3 tRNA genes are annotated in these 304 nt (G+C 45.1%); all 3 read left to right on the top strand.

Going from position 1 to position 304, the window contains the following annotated elements:
- The first annotated feature begins 28 nt into the window (after positions 1–28).
- The 3 genes from CHI06_RS29165 to CHI06_RS29155 all read left to right on the top strand — a co-directional run bounded on the left by CHI06_RS29165 (position 29) and on the right by CHI06_RS29155 (position 302).
- Positions 29–104, top strand: a tRNA-Phe gene (locus CHI06_RS29165).
- A gap of 29 nt (positions 105–133) precedes the next feature.
- A tRNA-His gene (locus tag CHI06_RS29160) sits at positions 134–209 on the top strand.
- A 19-nt stretch (positions 210–228) separates the two neighbouring features.
- A tRNA-Gly gene (locus CHI06_RS29155) sits at positions 229–302 on the top strand.
- The last annotated feature ends 2 nt before the right edge of the window (positions 303–304 follow it).

The raw sequence follows: 304 nt of genomic DNA, 5'->3' as shown, positions 1-304 counted from the left end.
CTTTAAATTTTAGGTAACCTTACTATGTGGCTCAGTAGCTCAGTCGGTAGAGCAAAGGACTGAAAATCCTTGTGTCGGCGGTTCGATTCCGTCCTGAGCCACCATTTGTTTTTAGATGGGAAATTTTATGATGGCGGTTGTGGCGAAGTGGTTAACGCACCTGATTGTGGTTCAGGCATTCGTGGGTTCGATTCCCATCAGTCGCCCCATCTATTAATTTATAATAATGCGGGTGTAGTTTAGTGGTAAAACCTCAGCCTTCCAAGCTGATGTTGTGAGTTCGATTCTCATCACCCGCTCCATA

The organism is Bacillus sp. 7884-1, assembly GCF_002272245.1.
Lineage (GTDB): Bacteria > Bacillota > Bacilli > Bacillales > Cytobacillaceae > Neobacillus.
The sequence above is the reverse complement of the archived record's forward strand: the minus strand, read 5'-3'. Positions and strand labels throughout refer to the sequence as shown.